Annotated in this window: 19 protein-coding genes; 13 read left to right on the plus strand and 6 right to left on the minus strand. The window is 68.0% G+C overall.

Annotated elements, in window-relative coordinates; translation table 11 throughout:
• Nucleotides 1-14 precede the first annotated feature (14 nt).
• From ACFWWR_RS10855 to ACFWWR_RS10865, 3 genes are all read left to right on the plus strand, one after another.
• Nucleotides 15-329: a hypothetical protein gene (locus tag ACFWWR_RS10855; protein ID WP_383862335.1), complete on the plus strand. Its 315-nt coding sequence runs from the start codon at nucleotides 15-17 to the stop codon at nucleotides 327-329.
• Nucleotides 330-507: 178 nt separating this feature from the next.
• Entirely contained in the window at nucleotides 508-1629 is a 1122-nt protein-coding gene (gene femX, locus ACFWWR_RS10860) for a peptidoglycan bridge formation glycyltransferase FemX (RefSeq protein ID WP_384302871.1), read from the plus strand.
• 74 nt (nucleotides 1630-1703) lie between these two features.
• Nucleotides 1704-2735 carry an alanine racemase gene (locus tag ACFWWR_RS10865; protein ID WP_383862329.1) on the plus strand — a complete coding sequence of 344 codons (1032 nt, stop codon included), beginning with the start codon at nucleotides 1704-1706 and terminating at the stop codon, nucleotides 2733-2735.
• A gap of 102 nt (nucleotides 2736-2837) precedes the next feature.
• On the opposite strand, the gene ACFWWR_RS10870 is transcribed toward ACFWWR_RS10865, so the two are convergent.
• Together ACFWWR_RS10870 and ACFWWR_RS10875 are read right to left on the minus strand one after the other, a co-directional pair.
• Nucleotides 2838-4367: a glycosyltransferase family 87 protein gene (locus tag ACFWWR_RS10870; RefSeq protein ID WP_384302932.1), complete on the minus strand. Its 1530-nt coding sequence runs from the start codon at nucleotides 4365-4367 to the stop codon at nucleotides 2838-2840.
• A 99-nt stretch (nucleotides 4368-4466) separates the two neighbouring features.
• The gene (locus ACFWWR_RS10875; RefSeq protein WP_383862326.1) at nucleotides 4467-7169 is read right to left on the minus strand and encodes a transglycosylase domain-containing protein; all 2703 of its coding nucleotides are present in this window, start codon (nucleotides 7167-7169) and stop codon (nucleotides 4467-4469) included.
• Nucleotides 7170-7555: 386 nt separating this feature from the next.
• On the opposite strand from ACFWWR_RS10875, the gene ACFWWR_RS10880 reads away from it, so the two are divergent.
• From ACFWWR_RS10880 to ACFWWR_RS10890, 3 genes are all read left to right on the plus strand, one after another.
• Nucleotides 7556-8236, plus strand: a complete 681-nt coding sequence (locus ACFWWR_RS10880; protein ID WP_383862324.1) for a PadR family transcriptional regulator — start codon at nucleotides 7556-7558, stop codon at nucleotides 8234-8236.
• A gap of 44 nt (nucleotides 8237-8280) precedes the next feature.
• Nucleotides 8281-9363: an inositol-3-phosphate synthase gene (locus ACFWWR_RS10885; protein WP_383862321.1), complete on the plus strand. Its 1083-nt coding sequence runs from the start codon at nucleotides 8281-8283 to the stop codon at nucleotides 9361-9363.
• A 102-nt stretch (nucleotides 9364-9465) separates the two neighbouring features.
• Nucleotides 9466-10725: an MFS transporter gene (locus tag ACFWWR_RS10890; protein ID WP_384302873.1), complete on the plus strand. Its 1260-nt coding sequence runs from the start codon at nucleotides 9466-9468 to the stop codon at nucleotides 10723-10725.
• Between the two features lie 110 nt (nucleotides 10726-10835).
• Here the strand turns inward: ACFWWR_RS10890 and ACFWWR_RS10895 are convergent, their stop codons facing one another.
• On the minus strand, nucleotides 10836-12278 hold the full coding sequence (locus ACFWWR_RS10895) for a CCA tRNA nucleotidyltransferase (protein WP_383862316.1): 1443 nt from the start codon (nucleotides 12276-12278) through the stop codon (nucleotides 10836-10838).
• Between the two features lie 257 nt (nucleotides 12279-12535).
• Between ACFWWR_RS10895 and ACFWWR_RS10900 the strand changes: the two genes are divergently transcribed.
• The 7 genes from ACFWWR_RS10900 to trxA all read left to right on the plus strand — a co-directional run bounded on the left by ACFWWR_RS10900 (nucleotide 12536) and on the right by trxA (nucleotide 22242).
• Entirely contained in the window at nucleotides 12536-14929 is a 2394-nt protein-coding gene (locus tag ACFWWR_RS10900) for a DUF6049 family protein (protein ID WP_384302875.1), read from the plus strand.
• Nucleotides 14930-14973: 44 nt separating this feature from the next.
• Nucleotides 14974-17241: a murein biosynthesis integral membrane protein MurJ gene (murJ, locus tag ACFWWR_RS10905; RefSeq protein WP_384302877.1), complete on the plus strand. Its 2268-nt coding sequence runs from the start codon at nucleotides 14974-14976 to the stop codon at nucleotides 17239-17241.
• A gap of 118 nt (nucleotides 17242-17359) precedes the next feature.
• On the plus strand, nucleotides 17360-19051 hold the full coding sequence (locus ACFWWR_RS10910) for a protein kinase family protein (RefSeq protein ID WP_383862307.1): 1692 nt from the start codon (nucleotides 17360-17362) through the stop codon (nucleotides 19049-19051).
• Between the two features lie 21 nt (nucleotides 19052-19072).
• Complete coding sequence (sigM, locus tag ACFWWR_RS10915; protein WP_383862304.1) at nucleotides 19073-19798, plus strand: RNA polymerase sigma factor SigM; 726 nt, start codon at nucleotides 19073-19075, stop codon at nucleotides 19796-19798.
• Complete coding sequence (locus ACFWWR_RS10920) at nucleotides 19795-20730, plus strand: anti-sigma factor family protein (protein WP_383862301.1); 936 nt, start codon at nucleotides 19795-19797, stop codon at nucleotides 20728-20730. The genes sigM and ACFWWR_RS10920 overlap by 4 nt, the downstream gene beginning before the upstream one ends.
• A gap of 168 nt (nucleotides 20731-20898) precedes the next feature.
• Nucleotides 20899-21867: a thioredoxin-disulfide reductase gene (gene trxB / locus ACFWWR_RS10925; protein WP_383862299.1), complete on the plus strand. Its 969-nt coding sequence runs from the start codon at nucleotides 20899-20901 to the stop codon at nucleotides 21865-21867.
• Between the two features lie 42 nt (nucleotides 21868-21909).
• Entirely contained in the window at nucleotides 21910-22242 is a 333-nt protein-coding gene (gene trxA, locus ACFWWR_RS10930; RefSeq protein WP_143641354.1) for a thioredoxin, read from the plus strand.
• Between the two features lie 55 nt (nucleotides 22243-22297).
• Here the strand turns inward: trxA and ACFWWR_RS10935 are convergent, their stop codons facing one another.
• From ACFWWR_RS10935 to ACFWWR_RS10945, 3 genes are all read right to left on the minus strand, one after another.
• Nucleotides 22298-22915, minus strand: coding sequence for a GNAT family N-acetyltransferase (locus ACFWWR_RS10935; RefSeq protein WP_383862295.1), 618 nt, complete (start codon nucleotides 22913-22915; stop codon nucleotides 22298-22300).
• Nucleotides 22916-23236: 321 nt separating this feature from the next.
• Nucleotides 23237-24337, minus strand: a complete 1101-nt coding sequence (locus tag ACFWWR_RS10940) for a ParB/RepB/Spo0J family partition protein (protein WP_383862292.1) — start codon at nucleotides 24335-24337, stop codon at nucleotides 23237-23239.
• Nucleotides 24334-25407 carry a ParA family protein gene (locus ACFWWR_RS10945; RefSeq protein ID WP_217234975.1) on the minus strand — a complete coding sequence of 358 codons (1074 nt, stop codon included), beginning with the start codon at nucleotides 25405-25407 and terminating at the stop codon, nucleotides 24334-24336. The genes ACFWWR_RS10940 and ACFWWR_RS10945 overlap by 4 nt, the downstream gene beginning before the upstream one ends.
• Between the last annotated feature and the right edge of the window lie 156 nt (nucleotides 25408-25563).

Consider the following 25563-nt stretch of genomic DNA (forward strand, 5'->3'; position numbering starts at 1 on the left):
GCAGGAGGTGCCCTATGGCACAGGCAATGCGACCCAACACCGTCGGAGGCCTTTTCGCCACGGACGGCAAGCCCCATCCGCTCCAGGACACACTGCTCGCGGTGACTCTGGTGCTGGGCTTCACCTCGTTCGTCACGGCGATGTTCCACAGCCTGCATCTGCTCAGCTCCTGGACCGGCCTGGTGGGGATCCTCACCGGTGCGTACGGGCAGTGGATCTCGGAGACGACCCGGGAACGCTTCGGGCTGATCCTCGGCCTGGGCGCGGCAGCGGTCGGCTTCTTCCTCGGCATGGCGCACGGCGGTCTCTTCGGTGGGATTTTTGACTGACGCCACGAACACCGTCTGCTGAACCCTCACAAAACGCGGCGGAACGCCTCGGCGGCCGACAGGCCGAGGCGAAGGTTCCATACGCCCAGTCAGGGCGCTCGAAAGGCGCAGTAGGCTTCGGCGCGAGAGCCGGAGCCCCCTTACCCATGGGGCCACACCAGCCCGAGGAGCGCCCCGAATGAGCCTGACCCTGAGGACGATCAGTCGCGAGCAGCATCTGGCATACATCCAGAGCCTGCCGTCGGCGAGCCACATGCAGGTTCCGGCCTGGGCCGACGTCAAGGCGGAGTGGCGCTCCGAGAGCCTCGGCTGGTTCGACGACCGCAGTGGCGAACTGGTCGGCGCGGGTCTCGTCCTCTACCGCCAGCTGCCCAAGATCAAGCGCTACCTCGCCTATCTGCCCGAGGGCCCGGTCATCAACTGGTTCGCGCCGAATCTCACCGAGTGGCTTGAACCGATGCTCGCGCACCTCAAGCACCAGGGCGCCTTCTCCGTGAAGATGGGGCCGCCGGTGATCATCCGGCGCTGGGAGGCCGCCTCCATCAAGCAGGGCATCCAGAACCCTGACGTGAAGCGGCTGCGTGACATCGAGGCCGACTTCATCGAACCGCGCGCCTTCGAGGTCGCCGACAAGTTGCGCCGCATGGGCTGGCAGCAGGGCGAGGACGGGGGTGCCGGCTTCGGTGACGTGCAGCCCCGTTACGTCTTCCAGGTTCCGCTGGCGAACCGCTCCCTGGAAGAGGTCCACAAGAACTTCAACCAGCTGTGGCGCCGCAACATCAAGAAGGCCGAGAAGGCCGGCGTCGAGGTCGTCCAGGGCGGCTATCACGACCTCGAGGAATGGCAGCGCCTGTACGAGATCACGGCTGTGCGCGACCACTTCCGGCCCCGCCCGCTGTCGTACTTCCAGCGCATGTGGACGGCCCTCAACACCGAGGACCCCAACCGCATGCGGCTGTACTTCGCCCGGCACAACGGCGTGAACCTGTCGGCGGCGACGATGCTGATCGTCGGCGGACACGTCTGGTACTCCTACGGCGCCTCCGACAACATCGGCCGCGAGGTCCGGCCCTCGAACGCGATGCAGTGGCGCATGCTGCGCGACGCCTACGCGCTCGGCGGCACGGTCTACGACCTGCGGGGCATCTCCGACTCGCTGGACGAGACCGACCATCTCTTCGGCCTGATCCAGTTCAAGGTGGGCACGGGCGGCCAGGCCGCCGAGTACCTCGGCGAGTGGGACTTCCCACTGAACAAGCTGCTCCACAAGGCGCTCGACATCTACATGTCGCGCCGCTGAGGTCGCGTTCTTCGCTTCAATAGCTCCCATACCTCTGATACACCGCAGCCACGAGAAAGGTTCCAGGTCCGGCCATGGCGCTCACGCTCTACGTCGACACCGCGCGCTGGCGGGCGCACCACAAGCACGTGCAGGAGCAGTTCCCGGGACTCGTCCCGGTCTGCAAGGGCAACGGCTACGGCTTCGGACACGAGCGGTTGGCGGAGGAGGCAACGCGACTCGGCTCGGACGTCCTCGCCGTCGGCACGACGTACGAGGCCGCCCGCATCAAGGACTGGTTCGGCGGTGACCTGCTGGTGCTGACGCCGTACCGGCGCGGCGAGGAGCCCGTCCCGCTGCCCGACCGGGTCGTCCGCTCGGTGTCGTCGATCGACGGGGTGTACGGCCTCGTGGGCGCCCGCGTCGTCATCGAGGTGATGTCCTCGATGAAGCGGCACGGCATCAGCGAGCAGGACCTGCCGCAGCTGCACGCCGCCATAGAGAACGTCCGTCTCGAGGGCTTCGCGATCCACCTGCCGCTGGACCGTACCGACGGCTCGGACGCCGTCGAGGAGGTCATCGGCTGGATGGACCGGCTGCGCGCGGCCCGCCTGCCGCTGCACACGATGTTCGTCAGCCACCTCAAGGCCGAGGACCTGGCCCGGCTGCAGCAGCAGTTCCCCCAGACCCGCTTCCGCGCCCGTATCGGCACGCGACTCTGGCTGGGCGACCACGAGGCCACCGAGTACCGCGGGGCGGTCCTGGACGTCACACGCGTCGCCAAGGGTGACCGTTTCGGCTACCGCCAGCAGAAGGCGGCCTCGGACGGCTTCCTGGTGGTCGTGGCGGGTGGTACGTCCCACGGGGTGGGTCTGGAGGCTCCCAAGGCGCTGCACGGCGTCATGCCGCGCGCCAAGGGCGTGGCCCGCGCCGGCCTCGCCACGGTCAACCGGAACCTTTCTCCGTTCGTCTGGGACGGCAAACAGCGCTGGTTCGCCGAGCCGCCGCACATGCAGGTCTCCATCCTGTTCGTGCCTGCCGAGGCCTCGGAGCCGAAGGTCGGCGAGGAGCTGGTGGCCCATCTGCGCCACACCACCACGCAGTTCGACCGGATCGTCGACCGCTGAGACGCAGCTCCTCCGCCGACTGTGCGGTCCAGGAACAGCCGAAAGGCCGTACACGGAAGCCCGTGTACGGCCTTTAGCGTGGGTCACCCACGTCGTGTTCGCTCAGAGCGAACCACCCGTGGACGGCTCGGAGGAGGACACCGCGCGCTGGGTGCCCCACTTCACCTGAGGCACGTCGAAGTGGGCCGCGTGCCGCGGCGGATGGGCTGCCGGGCCGAGGACGAAGACGTCCTCCGCGCCGTCGAGCACGCCACCCGAGGGGTCGTCGTCACCTGCCCGGCGCACCACGTCCCGCTCCGGCATGAGGATGTCGCGCACGACCAACGCACACAGGTACAGCGTGCCCAGCAGGTGCAGGGCGATGGCCCAGTGATACCCGTCGGTCGGCAGGCCCTTGTGGGCGTCTCCGCTGGTCGTGTACGCCAGGTACATCCAGATGCCCAGGAAGTACGCCACCTCGCACGCCTGCCAGATGAGGAAGTCCCGCCACTTGGGCCGGGCCAGCGCGGCCAGCGGCACCAACCAGAGGACGTACTGCGGCGAGTAGACCTTGTTGGTGAGGATGAACGCCGCGACGATCAGGAAAGCGAGCTGGGCGAAGCGGGGACGGCGCGGGGCGGTCAGGACCAGCGCCGCGATGCCACCGCAGCACAGCAGCATCAACAGCGTGGCCATCGTGTTCACGGTCTCCGTGCTGGGCGGATTGCTCGTGTTCTGGGACCAGATCAGCCAGAAGGAGCCGAAGTCGATGCCTCGCTCCTGGCTGAACGTGTAGAACTTCGACCAGCCGTCGAAGGCGAAGAACATCACCGGCAGGTTCACGACCAGCCAGGCGACGATCGCCCCGACCAGGGCCGTCCCATACTCCCGCCATTTGCCGGCGCGCCAGCACAGCAGGAGCAATGGGCCGAGCAGGAGGAAGGGATAGAGCTTGGCGGCCGTGGCGAGCCCCAGCAGGACGCCGAAGGCGAGTGAGCGGCCCCGGGCCCACATCAGCATCGCCGCGGCTGTCAGAGCGACAGCGAGGAGGTCCCAGTTGATGGTGGCGGTGAGCGCGGCGGCGGGGGCGAGGGCGATCAGCAGCCCGTCCCAGGGGCGCCGGGCGTGTGTACGGGTCACACCGACGGCGATGACGGCGGCGCACGCCATCAGCATCCCGGCGTTGACCATCCAGTACCACTGTTCCTGGTCCTGGATGCTGCCGCTGCCGGGGGTGAGCCAGCTGGCGACCTCCATGAACACACCGGTCAGCACCGGGTATTCGAGGTACTGCATGTCACCGGGGAGCTTGTCGAAGTACGGAACGAGCCCGTCGGCGAAGCCGCGCCCCTGATAGAGGTGCGGGATGTCCGAGTAGCACGCATGCGTGTACTGCGAGCTGGCGCCGAAGAACCAGGCGCCGTTGTAGCAGGGCGCCTTCTGGACCAGGCCGAGGGCGAACATACCGATCGCCACGAGAGCGATGATCCGGACGGGGGTCCACCAGGTCGTCCCGAGCAGGGCACGTCGTCCGATGGGGCCACCGATCAGCTCGCTGCCGCTCCTGGCGACCTCGTCGTCCTTGGTCGGCCGCACCACGTCCGGCTCGTGCACGCTCGCTGGCGTCGATTCTGCACTGGGCATGCCGCACATCCTGCCGTACTCGCCCAGGACTACGCCGAGGGCCGCCGCACCTGATGAGTGCGGCGGCCCATGTTTCACGTGAAACACCCTCTGTGGGCGATTTGACGGCTAACCGGCTGGGCCTCCGAAGATGCCGCCGTTGTTGTTTCCGTTGTTGCCGTTCTCGTCTGTCGCCGACACGGAGGGCGAGGGGGTCACACCTCCGTCGGTGCCTCCGTTGTCCGTCCCGCCGGTGTTGTCACCGGTGCACTGCCAGTCGAACTGGCAGCTCTCGGTCGGCGTGGGCGACGGAGAGCTCGACGTCAGGCTGGGCGACGGGCTCGGCGTCGGACTGGCGGACTCGGTCTCACTGACCGTGGGAGTGGGCGTCGGGGTCGGGACGTCGTTGATGATCTCGCCGATGGGCTCGGGAGTCGGGAACGGCTCCGCCTTCATGCCCTTCAGGGCCTGTTCCATGTAGTCGTGCCAGATCTCGGACGGGAACGAGGCACCGTGGATCTTCTCCTGGCCACCCGTTCCGAACATCTTCAGGAACTCGCGGTTCTTCTTGGACTCGTCGTCGTCCATCCGGAACATGGTGATCGACGTGGACAGCTGCGGGGTATAGCCCACGAACCAGGCGGACTTGTTGCCGTCGGTGGTACCGGTCTTGCCCGCCACCTCACGGCCGGTCAGCTTGGCATTGGTACCCGTGCCCTTGTCGACCACGGTCTTGAGCACGTCCGTGACGTTGTCGGCGACCTTCGCCTCGAACGCGTCCTTCGCCTCGTCCTTGTGCGTGTAGACCTGGCCGTCCTTGCTCGTGACCTTCTGAACCGAGAACGGCTCGCGCTGCTTGCCGCTGGCCGCGAACGTGGCGTACGCACCCGCCATGCGGATCGCACTGGGGTCGGAAATGCCGATGGAGAAGGACGGGAAACTCGTGCCCGCAAGGCTGTTCTCCTTGAGGCCGGCGTCCATGGCCGACTCCTTCACCTTGTCCAGCCCGACATCCATGCCGAGCTGCACGAAGGCGGAGTTCACCGACTCCCGCATGGCCTCACGCAGGTCGATCTGGTACTTCGGCGGACTGCCGTACGACTCCTGGCCGTCGTTCTCCTGGAGCCACTCCTTGCCCTTCTCGTTCTTCCAGATCGACCCGTCGTAGTTCTTGATCTTGAGATCGTTCTCGCCGCTGTACAGACTCTTCGGGGAGACGACCGTGCGCTCGTCCTGCGCCTGGCTCGCGCCCAGGTCCGGATCGCGCACACCCCACTTCATCGCCGCCGCGAGCACGAACGGCTTGAACGTCGAACCGACCTGGGCACCGGTCGCGTCGGCGTTGTTGGTGAAGTGCTTTGTCGCGTCCTCACCGCCGTAGATGGCCTTGATGGCGCCGGTCGTCGGATCCACGGAAGCTCCGCCGAACTGAACGTGGGTGTCCGTCTTCGGGCGTTCCTTGGGCTTGATGTTCGCCTTCTGGACCTTCTGGACCGACTTCTCGAGCTCGTCGACCTTCTTCTTGTCGAAGGTCGTGTAGATCGAGTAGCCACCCTGCTGCAGCTTGTCGGCACTGATGATGTCGTTGTTGATCAGGTACGCCTTGGCGAGGTCGACGAGGTAGCCCACCTGGCCGCTCAGCTCGTTGTTCGAGCGCGGGTTCTTCCAGTCGGGGAGCGTGGTGTACCTGGCCCGCACCGTGGGGTCCAGATGGCCGTACTCGACCATCTTGTCGAGCGTGTCCTGCATCTGTGCCAGGACCCGCTTTTGGTTGGCCGCGGGACTGGCGCCGGTCGGGTCGATGGAAGTCGAGCCTGCCGGGTCGTAGTACGTGGCGCCCTTGAGTGTCGCGGCGAGGAAGGCACACTCTCCCTCGTTCAGGTCGACGGCGTCCTTGTTGAAGTACGCGCGGGCAGCCGCCTGGATGCCGTAAGCCGAACGTCCGTAGTACGCGGAGTTCAGGTAGCCCGCCATGATGTCGTTCTTCGACTTGGTGGCACCCACCTTGACGGAGACGAAGATCTCCTTGAACTTTCGCGAGACCGTCTGGGACTGGTCGTTCAGCATCGCGTTCTTCACGTACTGCTGGGTGATGGTCGAGCCACCCTGCGTCTCACCGCCACGGGCCATGTTGAACACCGCGCGGGCGATGCCCTTGGGGTCGATGCCGCTGTCGGTCTCGAAGGTCTTGTTCTCCTGTGAGATGACGGCGTACTGCATCGCCTTGGGGATCTGCGAGAGGTTGACGTTCTGGCGGTTCGTCTCACCGCCCGTGGCGACCATCTCGGTCCCGTTGGCCCAGTAGTAGACGTTGTTCTGCGCCGTCGCGGTCTGGTCGACGTTCGGGACGCTCACCAGCGCGTACCCGACACCCGCGACCGCGACCAGACCTCCGAAGAAGCCGATGAACAGGCCCGTCACCAGCTTCCACGACGGCACCCAGCGCGCCACGCCGTACTTGCCGGCGCGCGGGTAGTCGATGAGCCGCTTCTTACCGGAAGCCGCCGCACGCCCCCGGCCCCGACCAGGGCCGTCCGGGCCGCCGGGACCCCCACGCCGGCCACGGCCGGCGGGTTCGGCCGCTCTGCGTCGGCTTCCACCACTTCTCTGTGCCGCCCGGCGGGCCTCGGCGCGGCTGCCGAACTGACGTTCCTCGCCTCCCGGGCCATAGGAATCCGACTCATGGGAGCTCTCCCCATAGGAGTCAGAAAGAGACCCGGTGGCGCCTCGCGGAGCCGCGCGGCGGCCGGAGGACGAACCGGACTGGCCGCGTCGGGCCGCGGCACGTCCGCCTCCCTGCGGCTGCGGCGGTTTGCGACGGTGCTCGCTCATCGAACGACTACTCCTCGGGCAGGCGCACCTTTGCGCGCCTGGAAACGGCGGCTGGTTTCCGGTCCCCCCGAAGTACGGATGTGGTCGATGACGCATTCACCCGTACTGCACCGAGGACGAAGACGCCCCCCAGGCGTCACTCGGTTCCCGGTGGTGTGCATGGCGCACAGACTACGCACCGTCAAAACCCGCCTAGCCCAGAAGTTCACCCCAAACCAGGCAACTCGCTTCCCATGAATCAGTGATGTGATCCCGTTCACCGTCCCCGCCCTTGCCGCAACCGGAAGGCCGTTCTATCGTCTGGATGTATCGAGTCGATACATCAGCTCGGCATAACGACCGTCACGGCACCCGTTCCGACGGGTCGCGGCAGGGAGGAGGCGACCATGAGCCGGCGTTCCGGGATCCTTGAGTTCGCCGTACTCGGCCTGCTCCGCGAGTCCCCGATGCACGGATACGAGCTGCGCAAACGACTCAACACGTCACTGGGTGTGTTCCGTGCGTTCAGCTACGGAACCCTGTACCCCTGCCTCAAGACGCTGCTCGCGAACGGCTGGCTGATCGAAGAGCCGGGGAACACCGCCGAAGACGCCCTCGCCGCACCACTCGCAGGGCGTCGTGCCAAGATCGTCTATCGGTTGACGGCGGAAGGTAAGGAGCACTTCGAGGAGCTCCTTTCACAGACCGGGCCCGACGCGTACGAGGACGAGACCTTCGCCGCTCGCTTCGCCTTCTTCGGGCAGACCTCTCGCGATGTGCGCATGCGCGTCCTTGAGGGCCGTCGCAGCCGGCTCGAGGAGCGCCTGGAGAAGATGCGCGCCTCGCTGGCGCGCACCCGGGAGCGCCTCGACGACTACACGCTTGAGCTCCAGCGCCACGGAATGGAGTCCGTGGAGCGCGAAGTGCGCTGGCTGAACGAGCTCATCGAGAGCGAGCGGGCCGGACGGGACATGAAGGGTTCCGCCCACGAAGCACCCGCTCGTGACAACACAGAGGGAGCGCCGGGCGTTCTGCCCCGGACCAGGGACGTCCCCGGTCCGGATACGCCCGGCGACACCACCACGTGAGACCCCTGCCAGGGCCTCACTCGTACACACAGGGAGCAACCGGAATGGGTTCGGTTCGCGTAGCCATCGTCGGCGTGGGCAACTGCGCCGCGTCGCTGGTGCAGGGAGTCGAGTACTACAAGGACGCCGACCCGGCGACCAAGGTGCCCGGCCTGATGCACGTCCAGTTCGGCGACTACCACGTCGGCGACGTCGAGTTCGTCGCCGCCTTCGACGTCGACGCGAAGAAGGTCGGCCTCGACCTCTCGGACGCCATCGGTGCCAGCGAGAACAACACCATCAAGATCTGCGACGTCCCGAACAAGGGCGTCACGGTCCAGCGTGGCCACACGCTCGATGGTCTCGGCAAGTACTACCGCGAGACCATCGAGGAGTCCGACGAGACCCCGGTCGACGTCGTCCAGGTCCTCAAGGACAAGCAGGTCGACGTCCTCGTCTGCTACCTGCCCGTCGGCTCCGAGGACGCGGCGAAGTTCTACGCCCAGGCCGCCATCGACGCCAAGGTCGCGTTCGTCAACGCCCTCCCGGTCTTCATCGCCGGCACCAAGGAGTGGGCGGACAAGTTCACCGAGGCGGGCGTCCCGATCGTCGGTGACGACATCAAGTCGCAGGTCGGCGCCACCATCACGCACCGTGTGATGGCGAAGCTGTTCGAGGACCGCGGTGTCCGTCTTGAGCGCACCATGCAGCTCAACGTCGGCGGCAACATGGACTTCAAGAACATGCTCGAGCGTGACCGCCTCGAGTCCAAGAAGATCTCGAAGACGCAGTCCGTCACCTCGCAGATCCGCGACCGCGACATGGGCGCCGACAACGTCCACATCGGCCCGTCCGACTACGTCGCCTGGCTGGACGACCGCAAGTGGGCGTACGTCCGTCTCGAGGGTCGTGCCTTCGGTGACGTCCCGCTGAACCTGGAGTACAAGCTCGAGGTCTGGGACTCCCCGAACTCGGCGGGTGTCATCATCGACGCCCTGCGAGCCGCGAAGATCGCAAAGGACCGCGGCATCGGCGGCCCGATCCTGTCGGCGTCCTCGTACTTCATGAAGTCCCCGCCGGTCCAGTACTTCGACGACGAGGCCTACGACAACGTCGAGAAGTTCATCAAGGGCGAGGTCGAGCGCTAGCAAGGCAGAACGCAGCGCGCCAAGACCTCCGGTCTGCTCGCCTGTTGAGGGTCCCCGAGGCATTGCGCCCGGGGGCCCTCCCCTTGTGTGAGGCTGTGCACCATGGCCGTCGTCCGTGACCTGCGCGTCCTCCTCCGCTTCCGGAACTTCCGACGCCTCCTCGCCGTACGTCTGCTCTCGCAGGGCGCCGACGGCGTCTACCAGGTCGCTCTCGCCGCCTACGTCGTCTTCTCGCCGGAGAAGCAGACCTCGGCCACCGCGATCGCCTCCGCGATGGCCATCCTGCTGCTCCCGTACTCCCTGGTGGGCCCCTTCGCCGGCGTCCTGCTGGACCGATGGCGGCGCCGCCAGGTCTTTCTGTACGGCAACCTGCTGCGTGCCCTGATGGCATCGGTGACCGCTGTCCTGATCGTCAGCCAGGTCCCCGACTGGCTCTTCTACGCCTCCGCGCTGTGCGTCACCGCCGTCAACCGCTTCGTCCTGTCCGGCCTGTCCGCCGCGCTGCCCCGTGTCGTGGACGCGGAGCGCCTGGTGATCGCCAACTCCCTTTCCCCGACCGCCGGAACGCTCGCCGCGACGGCGGGCGGCGGTCTCGCCTTCGTCGTACGGCTGGTGGTCGCGGACTCCGACGCGGCCGTGGTGCTGGTGGGAGCGGCGCTGTACCTGTGCGGGGCACTCGCATCGCTGCGTATGGCGCCGGAACTGCTGGGTCCCGACCGCGTGGCGCCACATCGGCTCGCCACGGCGCTGGCCGGCACGGCCCGCGACCTGATGGCGGGCGTTCGGTATCTCGCCGCACCTTCGCGCCGGGAAGCCGCCCGGGCACTCGGCGCGATGGCGTTGATGCGGTTCTGCTACGGCGCCCTGCTGGTCATGCTGCTGATGCTCTGCCGGTACGAGTTCTCCTCGAACATCGACGACGGACTCGCCCTGCTCGGCCTGGCCTTGGGGATCTCCGGCGCGGGCTTCTTCGCGGCAGCCGTCGTGACCCCCTGGGCGGCCGGGCGACTCGGCCCCGGCAAGTGGATCCTCGCGTGCGCCGCGGCAGCCGCGGTTCTGGAACCCGCCCTGGGCCTGCCGTTCGCCACCGCCCCCATGCTCGCCGCAGCTTTCGTGCTGGGCCTGACGACCCAGGGCGCGAAAATCTCCACGGACACGATCGTCCAGTCCTCGGTCGAGGACGGCTTCCGGGGAAGGGTCTTCTCCGTCTACGACGTGCTGTTCAACGTCGCCTTCGTCAGTGCCGCCGCGGTCGCCGCCCTGATGCTGCCTCCGGACGGCCGGTCGGTGCCACTGGTGGTCACGATCGCCGTCATCTACGGAGCAGTCGCCGTTGCTCTGGCCCGCTTTGAACGCCGGTGAGCTCCACCGAGCGATGTTTCACGTGAAACACGCCCCTGAGTGCACCTGAGATGGCCCGCGGGTGCGTCCGGGGTCATGTTTCACGTGAAACATGACCCCGTTTCACGGCATCAACTCTGCCCGGCCCACCACTCCTTGAGCGCGGCCACCGCCTCGTCGTGCTCCATCGGCCCGTTCTCCAGCCGAAGCTCCAACATGTGCTTGTAGGCGCGGCCGACTGCGGGACCGGGCCCTACGCCGAGGCTCTCCATGATCTGGTTGCCGTCGAGATCGGGACGGATCGCGTCCAGCTCCTCCTGCTCCTGGAGCTGGGCGATCCGCTCCTCCAGGCCGTCGTACGCCCGCGACAGCGCGGCCGCCTTTCGCTTGTTCCTGGTCGTGCAGTCCGACCGGGTCAGCTTGTGGAGACGGTCGAGGAGCGGCCCCGCGTCCCTGACATAGCGGCGGACCGCGGAGTCGGTCCATTCCCCGGCGCCGTACCCATGGAAACGCAGGTGGAGTTCGACCAGGTGCGAGACGTCCTTCACCAGATCATTGGAGTACTTCAGCTCGGTCATGCGCTTCTTGGTCATCTTGGCTCCGACCACCTCGTGGTGGTGGAACGAGACCCGGCCGTCCTTCTCGAAACGGCGTGTGCGCGGCTTGCCGATGTCGTGCAGCAGAGCGGCCAGGCGAAGGACGAGGTCGGGACCGTTCTCCTCCAATGCGATCGCCTGCTCCAGAACGATCAGTGTGTGTTCGTAGACATCCTTGTGCCGGTGGTGCTCGTCGCTCTCCAACCGCAGAGCGGGCAGCTCCGGCAGGACGTGGTCGGCGATCCCGGTGTCGACGAGCAGCGTCAGGCCCTTGCGCGGGAGCGCGGAAAGGATCAGCTTGTTGAGCTCGTCCCGTACCCGCTCGGACGAGACGATCTCGATGCGCCCGGACATCTCCTTCATGGCCGTGACGACCTCGGGAGCCACCTCGAAGTCGAGCTGCGCGGCGAAGCGCGCGGCCCGCATCATCCGCAGTGGATCGTCCGAGAAGGACTCTTCGGGGGTCCCGGGGGTGCGCAGAACGCGCGCCGCGAGGTCGTCGAGGCCGCCGTGCGGATCGATGAACTCCTTTTCCGGCAGCGCGACAGCCATCGCATTCACGGTGAAGTCCCGTCGGACGAGGTCCTCCTCGATGGAGTCGCCGTACGACACCTCGGGCTTGCGCGAGGTCCGGTCGTACGCCTCCGACCGGTAGGTGGTGACCTCGACCTGATAGCCGTCCTTCTGAGCTCCGACCGTGCCGAAGGCGATCCCGACCTCCCAGACCGCGTCCGCCCACGGCCGCACGATCTTCAGTACGTCCTCGGGGCGGGCGTCGGTCGTGAAGTCCAGGTCGTTGCCGAGCCGGCCGAGCAGCGCATCCCGGACGGAGCCGCCGACCAGGGCGAGCGAGAACCCGGCCTCCTGGAATCGGCGGGCGAGGTCGTCGGCGACAGGGGCTACCCGCAGCAATTCACTGACCGCGCGGTGCTGCACCTGACTCAGGGCACTGGGGTTGTCTTCGTTGGCATTCGGCACAACAGAAGAGGGTACGTGGCTCGGGCGACCCCGAGCTCCTCCATTAAACGCGCACAGACTCTCCACTCCGACCTGCACAAGGCCTGCCCGTGAGCCCCACGGAGGTGGCCCCCTCTATACGTGCACAATCGGGACAGCGCGGCCGCGTTCCCCGATCTTGTGGAGCAGACCGCGGCACTTCCCCGCAGCGCGCATCGTTACCATGCGTGGACGCACATTCCGACGACCACTGACGACGACGAGGGACGGGCGAGCGCGTGGCCGAGGCGGCAGACTTCCAGGGGACCAGTCCCTCACCTGCCCGCCGCTGGCTGCGGCGCACTGGAGCACTGCTCGCCGGGGCGCCTCTGCTTGCCGGACTGTGCCAGCTGCCCTCGGCCACGTCCGCGCACGCCGCCGGACAGTCCTCCGCCCAGGCCGCCGCCGACTCGGGCACGGTGTCCGTGGCCGTCGACACGCTCAGCCCCAGCACCCCCACGGACGGCGACACGCTGACCGTGTCCGGCACGGTGACCAACAACGGCAAGCAGGCCGTCACCGACGCACATGTGGGCCTGAGGGTGGGGAACGAGGTGACGACCCGCTCGGGCATCGACACCGCCGCCAGGAACAGCAGCGACACCCAGGCCGCCACCGGGCCGGAGGTCGGCGGCAAGTACGTCGAGAAGTTCTCCAAGCTGACCCCGGGCGTCGCCGAGCCCTTCTCCATCTCGGTACCGGTGGACGAGCTCGACCTCGGCGACAGCGGGGTCTATCCGTTCGCCGTCTCGCTCTCCGGCGAGACCTCGGCGCAGCCCTGGGAGCAGGTGCTCGGCACGCGGAGCACGTTCCTGCCGTGGCAGTCCGGCGAGGCGGACACGAAGACGAAGACGACCTACCTGTGGCCGCTCCTCTCCACCGTCCACATGACGGCGGAGACGGGATCGAACGAACAGCAGACGCCGGTCTTCCGCAACGACGACCTCGCCAAGGAGATCTCCCCCGGGGGCCGCCTGGACCAGCTGGTGTCACTGGGCAAGGACCTCGACGTCACCTGGGTCGTCGACCCCGACCTGCTGGCCTCGGTCGACGCGATGACGAACACCTACCGCGTGAAGTCGGGCGGCACCACCAGGCCGGGCTCCCAGCAGAATCAGACGCTGGCCAACCACTGGCTCGCCGAGCTGCAGCAGGCGGTGGCCGGCAAGGAAGTCGTCGCCCTGCCCTTCTCCGACCCGGACCTCGCCTCCCTCGCCCACAACGGCACGAGCGTCACCGGCTCCCTCAGCCAGCTCAAGAACGCCACGGATGTCGTCGCCAACACGGTGGAGACGATCCTCCACGTGAAACCGGTCACCGACTTCGCCTGGCCCGTGGAGGGGGCCGTCGACCCCTCGATCGTCAAGGTCGCCACCTCCGCCGGCGCCGACAAGGTCATCGCACGCAGCGACAACCTGCAGGAGACCGGCGGTCTGACGTACACGCCCTCCGCGGCCCGGCCCATCGGCGGCGGCACCACGGCCGTGGTCGCGGACGCTCGGCTGTCGACGGCCTTCCAGGGCGATCTGACAAGGGCCTCCGTCTCCACGCTCGCCGTACAGCAGTTCCTGGCCCAGAGCCTCGCCCTCAACCTGCAGACCGACAAGCAGCGCAGCATCGTCATCGCCCCGCAGCGCATGCCGTCGTCGCGCCAGGCCCTGGCCATGGCCGAGGCAGTGACGGCTCTGCAAGGCGGGAACTGGTCCGAGCCCCAGGACCTCACGGCGGCGGCCGCCGCCAAGCCGGACCCGGAGGCCACCACAAAGGTGCCGTCGACATCCAGGTACCCCTCCTCGCTGCGCAAGCAGGAGCTGCCGCGGTCGGCCTTCGTGCAGATCGCCGGCACGCAGGAGAAGCTCGACAACTTCAAGGTGATCCTCGCCAACCAGTCCAGGGTGGTGACCCCCTTCGGGCGGGCCATGAACCGTGAGATGTCCACGTCGTGGCGCGGTCGGACCGCGGAGGCCACCAGCTTCCGCAACGACGTGGAGGAGTACCTCGATGAACTGAAGGACCAGGTCAAGCTGATCGACAAGTCCGAGACCAAGCTCTCCGGACGCAGCGCCACGATCCCGGTGACCGCGCAGAACAACCTGGTGCAGGGCGTGGAGCACCTGGTGCTGCGGCTCACCTCGCTGAGCCCGAAGCGTCTCGAGATCCGCGGCAAGTCGTACTCCGAGCAGTCGGTCGAGGTCTCCGGCGGACACAGCCAGACGGTGAAGTTCCCCACGACGGCCAAGGCCAACGGCAAGGCCACGGTGATCGCCCAGCTGTACACGGAGGACGGCCAGGCGTACGGCGAACCCGTCACCTTCGACGTGAAGGTCACCGAGTTCACGGCCACCGTGATGCTGGTCATCGGCGGCGGCTTCCTCCTGCTCGTCCTCGCCGGCTTCCGGATGTACACGCAGCGCAAGCGTGCGGCCGCCCGTGAAGCCGAGGAGGACGGCCCCGACGGAGCGGAGGAGGCCGAGGGTGAAACGGAGAACCTGGAGGGCCCCGAGGACCGTCTCGAAGAGGAGTCCGGCACCCCGGCCCGGGCAGACGCCCCGGAGCAGCCGAGTGACCCGACGCCGGACACCCCAGCGGAAAACGCAGACCCGTCCGGCGCGGGTGAGAGAGTGGACCGTTGAGGATGTCGTGGCCGGTGGGCCCGGGACGATGAGGTGGGGTAACCATGAACGCGCCGTACGACGGTGACCGCGGCCAGGCCGCGGGCAGCTCGGGCGACCCCGAGGGCCCGCCGCCCGAGCACGGCCAGGTACCGCCGCAGCCCCCCGCGGACATGTACCTCCAGGACGCCTACGACCAGGACCCCTACCGGGCGCAGGAGCTCTACGCCCAGGACCCGGTCGCCGAGGCGCTCTACGACCGCTCGGCCCACCCTCCGCCGCCCCCGGGCGCATATCAGCCTCAGCAGCCGCTTTACTCCCAGCCGCCGCAGTCGTCGTACGCCCCGGACCCGCGAGTGTGGGCACAGACCCCGGCGCCGGAGCCGGAGGGGCCGACCCAGTACCTGCCGTACGGCGACGATCCCCGGACCACGCAGTTCGTGGGCGTCGACGACCTGGTGACCCAGGCTGGCGAGCAGCGCCACGAGCCGGACGCCTTCGCCCACCTCTTCCGTGACCAGCAGCAGGGCGGCGGCCAGTCGCCGTACGACCCTCCGTCGGTACCGAATCCGTCCCCCGCACCACCCGCAGGTCAGTACCCGGCGGCGACACCACCCGCCCAGGCTCAGTACCAGGCACCTCCGGCCCCTCCCGTCGCCGAGGCTCCCCCTCCGGCGGCGCCGGCTCCCGCCGCGAAGAAGGGCGGCCGGGCCACGGGTCTGCTGAAGTCCAGTGCCGTGATGGCGGCGGGCACGATGGTCTCCCGCCTCACCGGCTTCGTCCGCTCCGCGCTGATCGTCTCGGCGCTGGGCACCGCGTTCCTGGGTGACTCCTTCCAGGTGGCGTACACGCTGCCGACCATGATCTACATCCTTACCGTCGGCGGCGGCCTGAACTCCGTCTTCGTGCCGCAGCTCGTGCGCGCCATGAAGGACGACGACGACGGCGGTGAGGCGTTCGCGAACCGGCTGCTGACGCTCGTCATGGTGGCGCTCGCCGCGCTCACCGCGATCGCGGTGTTCGCGGCGCCGCTCCTTGTGCGGGCGCTGTCGAACTCCGTCGCGAGCGACCCCGCGGCCAACGAGGTCGCCGTCACCTTCACCCGCTACTTCCTGCCCTCGATCTTCTTCATGGGCGTCCACGTGGTGATGGGGCAGATCCTCAACGCCCGTGGCAGGTTCGGCGCGATGATGTGGACCCCGGTCCTGAACAACATCGTCATCATCGTGACGCTCGGGATGTTCCTCTGGGTGTACGGCACCGCCGAGCACTCCGGCATGAGCGTCACGAACATCCCGCCGCAAGGCCAGCGACTGCTCGGCATCGGCATCCTGCTCGGACTCGTGGTGCAGGCCCTCGCGATGATCCCGTATCTGCGCGAGACCGGCTTCCGGCTGAGGCTGCGCTTCGACTGGAAGGGTCACGGCCTGGGCAAGGCCGCGATGCTCGCCAAGTGGACCATCCTGTTCGTCCTCGCCAACCAGGCGGGCGCGCTCGTGGTCACCCAGCTTGCCACCGCGGCGGTCGCCGACACGGCGATCCCCGGCACCGGCTTCAGCGCCTACGCGAACGCCCAGCTGATCTGGGGCCTTCCGCAGGCCATCATCACCGTCTCCCTCATGGCCGCCCTGCTGCCGCGCATCTCGCGCTCGGCCGCGGAGGACGACGGCGGAGCGGTGCGCGACGACATCTCCCAGGGCCTGCGCACGACAGCGGTCGCGATCGTGCCCCTCGCCTTCGGCTTCGTCGCACTCGGCATCCCGATGTGCACCCTGATCTTCGGCTCCTCCGGCACCAGCGCCGCCACCAACATGGGGTACATGCTGATGGCCTTCGGCCTCGGCCTCATCCCGTACTCGGTGCAGTACGTCGTCCTGCGCGCCTTCTACGCGTACGAGGACACCCGCACCCCCTTCTACAACACGGTCATCGTGGCGGCCGTCAACGCCGCCGCCTCCGCCGTCTGCTACATCGTGCTGCCGGCCCGCTGGGCCGTGGTCGGCATGGCCGCCGCGTACGGCCTGGCGTACTCGATCGGTGTCGGGGTCGCCTGGCGCCGGCTGCGCAAGCGGCTCGGCGGAGACCTCGACGGCGGACGCGTCCTGCGGACGTACGCCCGGCTCTGCATCGCCTCGGTACCGGCGGCCCTGCTCAGCGGAGCCGCCTGCTATGGCATCGGCCACACGCTCGGCCAGGGCGTCCTCGGCTCGTTCGCCGCGCTGATCGCCGGCGGGGCGGTACTGCTCGGAGTCTTCTTCGTCGCCGCCCGCAAGATGCGTATCGAGGAGTTGAACTCACTGGTCGGCATGGTCCGCGGGCGCCTGGGGCGCTGAGGCGGGGGTACGCGCACAACCATCTTCCGCCACCGTGTGTCGTGCATAGCGGCGGACTGTGGGCACAATTGGTTTCGGCGTCACACGACGCGCAATGGATGGGGAGGCAGGAACGACGGTGGCAGAACGGAGCACGGCTGCCGTCGACGTGGCAGACAACAGCGGTGACGAGCCGCTGACCGCCAAGGCGGACCAGTCCACGGCCGACGGGGTGGCCAAGAACCGGGAGCGGGACACGGAAGACGTCGAGGCACAGGGGAGTGGCGGGACCGAGAGTCCCGGGAAGGCCTCACCACCGGAGCTGCACAGCGGACACAAGCTCGCCAGACGCTACCGGCTCGAGGAGTGCGTCACCCGTCTGGACGGATTCAGCAGTTGGCGTGCCGTGGACGAGAAGCTGCGTCGCGCCGTCGGCGTCCATCTTTTGCCCGCGGACCACGCGCGGGCCCGTTCGGTGCTGGCCGCGGCCCGCTCCTCCGCGCTGCTGGGTGATCCGCGTTTCGTCCAAGTCCTCGACGCCGTCGAGGAGAACGACCTCGTCTACGTCGTTCACGAGTGGCTGCCCGATGCCACCGAGCTGAGCGCGCTTCTCGCCGCCGGCCCGCTGGAGGTGTACGACGCCTACCAGTTGGTCAGCCAGATCGCCTCGGCCATGGCCGCCGCCCACCGTGAGGGCCTCGCCCATCTGCGTCTGAATCCCAACGCCGTGCTGCGCACGTCGAGCGGCCAGTGGCGCATCCGCGGTCTCGCCGTGAACGCCGCCCTGCGCGGCATCAGTTCCGAGACCCCGTTGCGCACCGACACCGAGGCGATCGGCGCCCTGCTGTACGCGGCGCTCACCCAGCGCTGGCCGTACGAGGACGACGCCTACGGACTGTCGGGCCTGCCCAAGGACATCGGCCTCATCGCCCCCGACCAGGTGCGTGCCGGCGTCCACCGAGGCCTGTCCGAGCTGGCCATGCGGGCGCTCGCCAACGACGGCGCGACCGCTTCCCGTCATGAGTCCCCGTGCACCACGCCCGAGGAGCTGGTGAAGGCCATCGGCGAGATGCCCCGCATCCGCCCGCCGGAGCCGACGTTCACCGCCCCACCGAACTACCAGCGCACGACGTACCAGCAGGGCTCGTACGGCCGCCAGGCGCCGCATCCGGGCGTCACCCAGCCGGTGCAGACCCCGCCGCCTCCGCTGCAGAGCCGTACCGGCAGGGCGCTGAAGTGGGCCGTCTCGGCCCTTCTCATCGCCGCGCTCGGCCTGGGCAGCTGGCAGTTGGCGGACGCGCTCATGGACCGGGGCCCCAAGTCCGAGGACACGAACCAGACTCAGACGACGGACGGGGACGACAAGACCCCGACGAAGCCGGCCAGCGCTCCGATCTCCATCAGCAGTGCTCACGACTTCGACCCGTTCGGCGCGGACGGCTCGGAGAAGCCGGGCGACATAGACAAGGTCTACGACAACTCGCCCAGCACGTACTGGCAGACGGACTACTACCTCAGTTCCGACTTCGGCCGACTGAAGCCCGGCGTCGGCGTCATCCTCGATCTCGGCAAGGTCCAAGAGGTCGGGAAGGTGACCGTTTCCTTCGTGGGTAACACCTCCGTCGAGCTCCGCGCCGCCTCGAGTGACGCGAGTTCGGAACCCACCTCCTTCGATGCCTACACCAAGGTCACGGAGGGCTCCGGCACGACCGTGACCCTTACCCCCGACAAGTCCCTCAAGTCCCGCTACCTTCTGGTCTGGCTTACCAAGCTGCCGCAGATCGACGGTGAGTGGCGGGGCCGGGTGGCGGACGTCAAGGTGACCAGCTAAAGACGAAGGGGAGGGGGCCCGATGGCAGATGACACCGCGTACGGCGACACGAGCGATCGGGACCTCCTGACCCGCCACGTGGAGGGCGATCCCGACGCCTTCGGTGAGCTCGTACGCCGACACCGGGACCGGCTCTGGGCGGTTGCCCTGCGGACCCTGGGGGACCGCGAGGAGGCCGCTGACGCCGTACAGGACGCCCTCGTGTCCGCCTACCGGGCTGCCCACACCTTCCGGGGCCAGTCCGCGGTCACGACGTGGCTGCACCGGATCACGGTCAACGCCTGCCTGGATCGAGCCCGTAAGGCGGCATCCCGCAAGACGTCCCCGGTCGACGACACCGAGCGCCTGGAGCAACTGCTGGAGCCGCACGAGTCGGCCTCGGCGCCCGCGGAGCGCAACGACCTCCATCGTCAGCTCCTGGAAGCACTCGGCACCCTGCCCCCCGACCAGCGGGCCGCGCTCGTCCTGGTGGACATGCAGGGTTACCCGGTCGCCGAGGCCGCCCGCATGCTCGATGTGCCGACAGGGACGGTGAAGAGCCGCTGTGCCCGCGGCCGAGCCAGACTCCTGCCCCTGCTCAAGCATCTGCGGCCGGAAAACACCAGTGCCGACAGAGAAGCGGGCGCGGGGCGGAACCGGACGCAGGGGACATCCGTCCCACCCGCAGCGGGACCGCGTCAAGCGGGGCCGCCGGACACAGGACCAAGCGATCCAGCTGCAGTGAAGGGCGGAGGTGGGCGAGCGTGACATCCACGACGGATACAGCCGGGCACCCGGACGTCGCGGAGATCTCCGACCTCACCGAAGGCCTGCTCCCGCCGTCCCGAACCGAGGACGTACGTCAGCATCTGGACGAATGCGAACTCTGCGCGGACGTCCACGCCTCGCTGGAGGAGATCCGGGGACTGCTGGGAAGCCTGCCGGGTCCCCCGCGTATGCCCGCCGATGTCGCCGGCCGCATCGATGCCGCCCTCGCCGCGGAGGCCCTGCTGCACGCCACCGCGCCCGATGCCGTGGACGCGCCCGCCACCGCCAGCACTCAGCCCGGGTCCGATGCGTCGCCCGCCTCCGAATCCCCTTCGGACGACAGCACGCACGTTTCACGTGAAACAACGGCGGACCGCCCCGCGGGCCGGGCTCGATCCTCGACCACCGGTCCGGGGCGCAAGGACCCCAGGCGGAGCGGTCGACGCCGGGCTGTCGTCCTCGGCGCCGTGTTCACCGCCGCCGCCCTCGGATTCGGGTCGGTGCTGCTGTCCTCCCTGAACGACGGCAAGCCGTCCAGCCCCGCGGCCAAGTCCACCTCCGCGGACACCTTCTCCGAGGCCAAGTTGGAGAAGCAGGTCTCCGATCTCCTTGCCAAGAGCCAGAGCGCCGGCAGTGGGTCCCCCGCTCCGCACAGCCTGGGCGCTGAATCCGTCACCGGCAACAACTCGCCCAGGGTGTTCAAGGCCCCCGTGGTTCCTGATTGCATCCAGAAGGGCCTCGGCCGCAGCGACAGCGCGCTCGCGACCGAGGAGGGGATCTACAAGGGGACGGACACACTCCTCGTCGTGCTGCCCGACACGCCGGACGGCACCCGGGTCACCGCCTACCTCATGGATGCGACCTGCGTGAGTCAGCCGTCGTCGTCAGCCACGGCCAAGGTCTTGCTGAAGCAGTCCTACACCGACTCCTGAGCGCGCAAGCTCCGTCTCTGTCCTGCGTGGTGTCCCGTACGGTGTCCCATCCTCGTGTGCCCGGACACAGTGGGAATGCGCGACCCTTAGGATCCGTTGGGTGGGGTGAGAGTTCCGAGAGGAACTCCCCCGGACATACGACGTAGTCCAGAGACGAGGAATCAAGCCGTGAGCGACGTCCGAAACGTGATCATCATCGGCTCCGGGCCCGCCGGCTACACGGCGGCGCTCTACACCGCGCGCGCGTCGCTGAAGCCGCTGGTGTTCGAGGGCGCCGTCACCGCGGGTGGTGCGCTGATGAACACCACTGAGGTGGAGAACTTCCCCGGCTTCCAGGACGGCATCATGGGCCCCGAGCTCATGGACAGCATGCGCGCCCAGGCCGAGCGTTTCGGTGCCGAGCTCATTCCGGACGATGTCGTCTCCGTCGACCTGTCCGGTGAGATCAAGACCGTCACCGACACTGCCGGCACCGTCCACCAGGCGAAGGCCGTCATCGTCACCACGGGCTCGCAGCACCGCAAGCTCGGCCTGCCGAACGAGGACGCCCTCTCCGGCCGTGGTGTCTCCTGGTGTGCCACCTGCGACGGGTTCTTCTTCAAGGACCAGGACATCGCCGTGATCGGCGGCGGCGACACCGCGATGGAGGAGGCCACCTTCCTCTCCCGCTTCGCCAGGTCCGTGACGATCGTCCACCGCCGCGACACCCTGCGCGCCTCCAAGGCGATGCAGGAGCGTGCCTTCGCCGACCCGAAGATCAAGTTCGTGTGGGACAGCGAGGTCGCCGAGGTCCAGGGTGACCAGAAGCTCTCGGGCCTGAAGCTGCGCAACCTCAAGACCGGCGAGCTCTCGGATCTCCCAGTCACCGGGCTGTTCATCGCCATCGGCCACGACCCGCGCACCGAGCTGTTCAAGGGCCAGCTGGAGCTGGACGAGGAGGGCTACCTGAAGGTGGACGCGCCCTCCACGCGGACGAACCTCACCGGTGTCTTCGGCGCCGGTGACGTGGTCGACCACACCTACCGCCAGGCGATCACCGCGGCCGGCACCGGCTGCTCCGCCGCCCTCGACGCCGAGCGCTTCCTCGCCGCCCTCGCGGACGAGGAGAAGGCGGAGCCCGAGAAGACCTCCGTCTGACCCCCATCCGCCCCACCGCACCAACCAGTTAAGGAGCCCGCCGTGGCCGGCACCCTCAAGCATGTGACCGACGATTCCTTCGAGCAGGACGTCCTCAAGAGCGACAAGCCCGTCCTGGTGGACTTCTGGGCCGCTTGGTGCGGCCCCTGCCGCCAGATCGCGCCGTCCCTCGAGGCGATCGCCGCCGAGTACGGCGACAAGATCGAGGTCGTCAAGCTGAACATCGACGAGAACCCGGGTACGGCCGCCAAGTATGGCGTCATGTCCATCCCGACCCTGAACGTGTACCAGGGTGGCGAGGTCGCCAAGACCATCGTCGGCGCCAAGCCGAAGGCCGCGATCGTCCGCGACCTCGAGGACTTCATCGCCGAGTGACGTTTCACGTGAAACACGAAGGGGCCGACCTCCAGGGGTCGGCCCCTTCGTTTGTCTAGAGCGGCCTGAGCACCGGCTCCTTCTGTACAGCCCCGAGAAGCCGGTCCAGGGCCATCTCCACGTCTTCCTTCCAGGAGAGCGTGGTGCGCAGCTCCAGCCTCAACCGCGGGTACGTGGGGTGAGGCCGGACCGTTTTGAAGCCCACTGCGAGGAGATGGTCGGCGGGCAGCAGGCAGGCAGGCTCCTTCCAGCGCGCGTCCCCGAAAGCCTCGATCGCCTTGAAGCCCCGCCGCAGCAGATCCTTGGCAACCGTCTGAACCATCACCCGGCCCAGCCCTTGCCCCTGATATCCCGGCAGGATGAAGGCCGTCATCAGCTGCACGGAGTCGGGCGAGACGGGGCTCGTGGGGAATGCCGTCGAGCGGGGCACATAGGCCGGGGGAGCGTAGAGCACGAAGCCCACCGGTACGTCGTCGACGTACACGACCCTGCCGCAGGATCCCCAGTCCAGTAGGACGGCGGAGATCCACGCTTCCTTCTCCAGGGCGGGTGTTCCGGCCTTTACCGCGGCTTCGCCGCTGACGGGGTCCAACTCCCAGAAGACACACGCGCGACAGCGCTGGGGAAGGTCCTGAAGGTTGTCCAGCGTGAGCGGTACGAGCCGACGCCCCATGAAGGCTGTTCCTCGCTTCCTTCGCCCGCCGCGTCGCGGGCGGCCGTAAGAGCGCTTCGTTCCCTGAGCAGGCTGCCGACGAACCCGCCGACCGCGCCCAACCCCAGGCCCGCGCTCACCAATCCGCTGCGGCTCACCGTTCGCATGGCCCCTGCCTCTCCCCTCAGAGGTGCTGCCGGGTGGATGCGCCATACCCGAACGCATCGTATCCACGATGAGATTCCACCGATACCGCCTGAAAGCAAAGAGCGGGCTGTGTCCAGTACACACCGGACACAGCCCGCCACGGCCGAGCGGGATCTCGCCCCGCCGGCGGGAGCCTCAGTCCTCCGACTCCTCGGAGTCGTCGTCCAGAAGGCTCTTCTGCAGAACCGGTCCCTCTCCGGGAGCGAGGCTGCTGAGGATCCGCTCAAGGTCCTCCATCGACGCGAACTCGACGGTGATCTTGCCCTTCTTCTGGCCCAGGTCGACCTTCACCCGCGTCTCGAAACGGTCCGAGAGACGGGTTGCAAGGTCGGTCAAGGCCGGCGAGAGCCGAGTACCGGCCCGCGGACCCTTGGAGCGCTGTGCCGTCTGGGGCCGAGACCCCATCAGGGTCACGATCTCCTCAACGGCGCGCACCGAGAGGCCCTCGGCCACGATCCGGTGGGCCAGTCGGTCCTGCTCCTCCGAGTCGTCGACGGAGAGCAGCGCCCTCGCGTGTCCGGCCGAGAGAACTCCGGCGGCCACCCGCCGCTGGACAGCCGGCGAGAGCTTCAGCAGACGCAGAGTATTGGAGACCTGCGGACGGGAACGACCGATACGGTCGGCCAGCTGGTCGTGCGTGCAGTTGAAGTCCTTCAGCAGCTGGTCGTAGGCGGCTGCCTCTTCCAGTGGGTTCAGCTGGGCACGGTGAAGGTTCTCTAGAAGGGCGTCCAGGAGGAGTTTCTCGTCGTCCGTGGCCCGGACGATCGCCGGGATCGCCTCAAGACCCGCCTCGCGGCAGGCCCGCCAACGTCGCTCGCCCATGATGAGCTCGTACCGCGCAGGGCCGAGCTGCCGTACGACGACGGGCTGAAGGAGGCCGACTTCCTTGATGGAGGTGACGAGCTCCTGCAGGGCGTCCTCGTCGAAGACCTCACGCGGCTGCCGCGGGTTCGGCTTGATGGAGTCGAGGGGGAGCTCCGCGAAGTGGACTCCCATGGGCGGCGCAGGCGCCTCCAGGGCATCGCTCGACGACGCGTCCTCGGTTTCATGTGAAACAGGCGGCAGCATGGCCACCTTCGCCGCAGCCACCCCGCGGTCGGTGGACAGCACCGGTACGGCTGCCGGGGACGTCGCCGCGCCGCTGCCCATCGAGGCCGAAGCCACCGTCTTCTCCGTCGGGGCAGCAGGGATCAGTGCGCCGAGCCCACGACCCAAACCCCTCCGTCGCTCACTCACTGAATCCCCTCCACCATGTTCAGGTCGCTCTGTGCGCCGATGTGCGCGTGTGTCGCGTCGTAGGAGACGCCGACACCCTTCAGCGCGATTTCTCGTGCCGCCTCAAGATAGGACAGGGCCCCACTCGATCCTGGATCGTAGGTCAACACCGTCTGTCCGTAGCTCGGCGCCTCGGAGATGCGGACCGAGCGGGGAATGCTCGTCCGCAGCACCTCGTCGCCGAAGTGACTGCGCACCTCGTCCGCGACCTGGGACGCGAGACGTGTCCGGCCGTCGTACATGGTGAGCAGGATCGTCGATACGTGCAGGTCGCGGTTGAGGTGCCCCCGCACCAGATCGACGTTGCGCAGCAGCTGCCCCAGCCCCTCCAGTGCGTAGTACTCGCACTGAATCGGGATGAGGACCTCCTGGCCGGCGACCAGCGCATTGACCGTCAGCAGGCCGAGCGAGGGCGGGCAGTCGATGAGGATGTAGTCCAGCGGCTGCTCGTAGGCCTGGATCGCCCGCTGCAGTCGGCTCTCCCGCGCCACCAGGGACACCAGCTCGATCTCCGCACCGGCGAGATCGATCGTGGCGGGGGCGCAGAAGAGACCCTCGACGTCGGGGACCGGCTGGACAACCTCGGAGAGAGGCCTGCTGTCGACCAGCACGTCGTAGATGGAAGGGACGTCGGCGTGGTGGTCGATCCCCAACGCTGTGGACGCGTTGCCCTGCGGGTCGAGGTCGACCACCAGGACTCGGTTGCCATGCAGCGCCAGCGAAGCGGCAAGATTGACGGTCGTCGTCGTCTTGCCCACTCCGCCCTTCTGGTTGGCGACCACCATGACGCGGGTCTCCTCGGGACGCGGCAGGCCCTCGCCTGCGCGCCCCAGAGCCTCTACCGCCAGTTGGGCAGCACGACCGATCGGGGTGTCGTCCATCGGGGGCGGTGTTTCACGTGAAACATCCTCCCCCATCGACTCGGTACGGGGACCGGGGACCGGATCGGTCATCGGTCCCGCAATGTTGGCGTCGGACCGCAAGGATTCACTCTCCTCGACTTCAGGCTCGCAATGCACAGAGCCTCCCATGTCTTCGGGGTCGTGAACCAGCGAGGGCCGGTCTTCTGTGGATGAATCCACACCTGTGGACAACTCTGTACCCCCCGCGAAGGGCCTGCGGTCACGCGGAGTCACAGAACGGCCACGACTGATGATCCCATGCAGCAGTGAGCGACGTTTCACGTG

It is taken from the genome of Streptomyces sp. NPDC058678 (assembly GCF_042714835.1).
GTDB lineage: Bacteria > Actinomycetota > Actinomycetes > Streptomycetales > Streptomycetaceae > Streptomyces.